At 69.4% G+C, this 3,813-nt stretch carries 2 protein-coding genes; both read right to left on the reverse strand.

Going from position 1 to position 3,813, the window contains the following annotated elements; translation table 11 throughout:
* Positions 1-61 precede the first annotated feature (61 nt).
* Positions 62-1,855 (reverse strand): N-acetylglutaminylglutamine synthetase, encoded by a 1,794-nt coding sequence (ngg, locus tag A5732_RS13235; RefSeq protein ID WP_076053892.1) that lies wholly within the window; start codon positions 1,853-1,855, stop codon positions 62-64.
* Positions 1,852-3,657, reverse strand: coding sequence for an N-acetylglutaminylglutamine amidotransferase (locus A5732_RS13240; RefSeq protein WP_076053890.1), 1,806 nt, complete (start codon positions 3,655-3,657; stop codon positions 1,852-1,854). Before A5732_RS13240 ends, ngg begins: the two co-directional genes overlap by 4 nt.
* Positions 3,658-3,813: the final 156 nt, after the last annotated feature.

Genomic DNA, 3,813 nt, shown 5'->3' on the forward strand with positions numbered 1-3,813 from the left:
CCCACTCAGACCCGCCGCTAGCGCTGCGCGGGGTATCGAACCGGTGCCGCACCCGTCGGCGTCAGCCACGGTGATCGGACCGGGACTCCTCGGGGGTCCAGGCCTGCGGCTGGCCGGGGTGGCCGGGAAAGAGGAAGTCGATGAAGGCCGCGGCCGTGGGCTGAGGCTCGTGGTTGGCCAGCCCCGGGCGCTCGTTGGCTTCGATGAAGGAGTAGTCGGCGCCGGTGACGTCGGGCACCAGCAGGTCGATGCCGGTCACCGGGATGCCGATCGCTTCGGCCGCCGTCACCGCGACGCGGCACAGTTCGCTGTTCACGTGCGCGGTGACGTCGTGGATGGTGCCGCCCTGGTGCAGGTTGGCGGTGCGCCGAACCCGCAGCCGCGTCCCCTGCGGCAGCACGTCGTCCAGGTTCCAGCCGGCCTCGGCGATCGTCGACTCCGTGAGGTCGTCGAGCGGGATGCGGGACTCACCGCCGGTGGCCGCCGAGCGGCGCCGGCTCTCGGCCGCGATCAGGTCCCGCACGCTGTGCTCCCCCGTGCCGATGATCTCCGGGGGCAACCGCAGCGCGGCGGCGACGACGCGGCCGTCGATCACCACCAGTCGCAGGTCGTCGCCGGTCACCCGCTGCTCGATCAGCACGTCCGGGTATTGCTGCCGGGCCCGCGCCAGCGCGGAGCTGAGGTCGTCGGGCCCGTTGTCCGGGAGGACCCCGACGGTGATGCCCTTGCCCTGCTCGCCCCGCGTCGGTTTGACGACGACCTCGCCGACCTCCTTGAGGAATGCGAAGTCACTCTCGTCGAACGTGGCCAGCCGGGCGCGGGGCACGGTGATGCCCGCCTCGGAGACCAGGCGCCGCGTCAACCGCTTGTCGTCGCAGCGGCACATGGCCACCGCGGAGGTGTACTCGGACAACGATTCCCGGGTGATGACGCTGCGGCCGCCGTAGGTCAGGCGGATCTCGCCGGTCTCGGCGTCGAGCACCTCCACCCAGATCCCGCGGCGCAACGCTTCGTCGGCGATGATCCGGGCGTAGGGGTTGAGGTCGTCGATCGTCTCCGGGGGCGGGGTGAACAGCGGCTCGTTGATCGCATTCTTGCGCTTGATCGCCAGCACCGGGACGCGACGGAAACCCAGCTTCTCGTAGAGGCCGATGGCGGCGGCGTTGTCGTGCGCCACCGACAGGTCCATGTAGGCGCGGCCCGCGCTGCGGTAATGCTCGGCCAGCGCCTTGGTCAGGGCGCCGCCGACGCCCGGCAGCCCGGCGGCCGGATCGACCGCCAGCGTCCACAGGCTCGACCCCTCTTCCGGGTCGTTGAACAGCAACTCGTGGTCGACGCCGGTGACCGTGCCGACCACGGCCCCGTCCTCGTCGCGCACCGCGAGCAGATACTTCACCGCCGGCACGTGCTGATGGTTGTCCCAGATCACGTCGACGCCGGCCGGGACCATGCCACAGCGCACGTAGACGCGGTTCATGGCGTCGGCATCGATCGGGTCGTTGAGCGTGCGCACCGTCACGCCCAGCGGCGTCGGCGCCAGGTTCTTCGTCTTGGGCGTGAAGCGCAGCCGGTAGGTGTGGCTGGGGTCGATGAACAGCTCGGTGGGCGCCTCGGCGACCACCACGTGCGACTCGCGGGCGTAGATGCAGATGTCGCGACGCCCGGGGCCCTCGCGGCGCAGCGCCTCGACCAGTTCCTGGGAATTGGCGAAGGTCTGCCCGAAAATCAGCCGGCCCCAACCCAATTCGAGCTCGACATCCTTGGCCATCGCGTCGACCAGCTCTGGCGGCGACGCGTCATGCAGACCGAGCGTGATCGCCTCGGTGTGGTCGCCGGACGGATCGACCTTGGTCATGCAACCGGGCCCGTTACACCATGACGCTGCAACCAGAGCTCGAGCAGGGCGATCTGCCAGAGCTCGTTACCCCGCAGCGGGGTCAGTTTGCCGTTCGGGTTGGCCAGCAACGCGTCGACCGCGTCGGTGTTGAACAGGCCGCGCTCCTTGGCAGTCGGCGCATACAGAGCGTCGCGAACCATGTCGAGATACGGGCCCTCGAGGTGGGTCAGCGCCGGGACCGGAAAGTAGCCCTTGGGGCGGTCGATGACCTCCGACGGAATCACCCGTCGCGCAGCCTGTTTGAGGACGCCCTTGCCTTCGTGCGCGATCTTCAGTTCCGGCGGGCAGGTCGCCGCCAGCTCGACCAGCTCGTGGTCGAGGAACGGCACCCGGCCCTCCAGCCCCCACGCCATCGTCATGTTGTCGACCCGCTTCACCGGGTCGTCGATCAGCATCACGGTGGTGTCGAGGCGCAGTGCGCGGTCGATGCCGGTTTCGGCGCCGGCCTGCGCGAAATGCTCGGTGACGAATCGCAGGCTGGGATCTCCGGACGCGACGATGCCCGATCCGACCAGCGCATCGACGCCGGCGTCGTCGCGGTCGAAGAACGCGCCGCGGTACTGGGCGACGGCACCGTCCAGGGTGGCCGCGGCGGCCTCGCCCATCGGCGGATACCAGTGGTAGCCGGCGAACACCTCGTCGGCGCCCTGGCCGGACTGCACGACCTTCACATGCCGCGCCACTTCCTGGCTCAGCAGGTAGAAGGCGACGCAGTCGTGGCTGACCATCGGCTCGCTCATCGCGCCGATGGCACCGTCCAGCGCGGGCAGCATCCGGTCGGTCTCGATGCGGATCTGGTGATGGTTGGTCTCGAAGCGCTGGGCCACGATGTCGGAGTACTGGAACTCGTCGCCCTTGACGCCGCCCGCCGACTCGAAGCCGATGGAGAAGGTCGACAGTCCGTGCTGGCCGGCCTCGGCGAGCAGCCCCACGATCAAGCTGGAGTCCACGCCCCCCGACAACAGGCAACCGACCGGCACGTCGGCGACCAGGCGCCGCTTGACCGCCAGCCGCAGCGTGGACAGCACGGCGTCTTCCCAGTCGCGCTCCGACCAGTCGGCGCGATCCGCGTGGCGGGTGAAGTCCGGTGCCCAGTAGGTGGTGACGGTGCGCCTGCCGTCGGGCTCGATGGCCACCAGCGACGCGGGCGGCACCTTGCGGACCCCACGCAGGATGGTGTTCGGCGCGGGCACCACCGAGTGGAAGCTCATGTAGTGATGCAGGGCGACCGGGTCGATCCGGGTGTCCACGCCGCCGCCGGCCAGCAGGGCCGGCAATGTGGACGCGAACCGGACGCGGTGGTTGTCCTCGGTCACATACAGCGGCTTGATGCCGAGCCGGTCGCGGCCGAGCAGCACCCGCCCGCTGTCGCGCTCGACGATGGCGAAGGCAAACATTCCGAACAGGTGGCTGACGAAGTCGTCGCCCCACCGGTGGTAGGCCTTGATCAGAACCTCGGTGTCGCTGTGCGAGAAGAAGCGGTAGCCGTACCCGCTGAGCTCCTGCCGCAACTCCTTGTAGTTGTAGATGCAGCCGTTCCACGCCAGCGACAGACCCAGCTCCGAGTCGACCATCGGCTGGGCACCGGCTTCGGTCAGGTCAATGATTTTGAGGCGACGATGGCCGAGCGCGACGCGGCCCTGCGACCAGGCGCCACCCGTATCGGGGCCCCGGGGTGTCAGCACCGCGGCCATCGCTGAGACCGCCGCGACGTCGGGCGCCTGCCCGTCGAGCCGTACCTCCCCGGTGACTCCGCACACGCCTTTGACCCTACCGTTGTCCGATTCGAAGTGCTCGTGAGCTCCGCCAAAAGCGCTGCAACGCGCCACGTACAGCGGCGATCAACGCATGGTGATCACCGCGATCGGCGGATGTGTGAACTGGATCGCACCGTCGCCCCGAACCGGCCGACACGC

Origin of the sequence: Mycobacterium colombiense (assembly GCF_001953985.1) — a bacterium.
GTDB lineage: Bacteria > Actinomycetota > Actinomycetes > Mycobacteriales > Mycobacteriaceae > Mycobacterium > Mycobacterium colombiense_B.

Excerpts from the sequence above, each read along its gene's own strand:
- ngg (WP_076053892.1), bottom strand. The coding sequence starts at position 1,855 with ATGACCAAGGTCGATCCGTCCGGCGACCACACCGAGGCGATCACGCTC.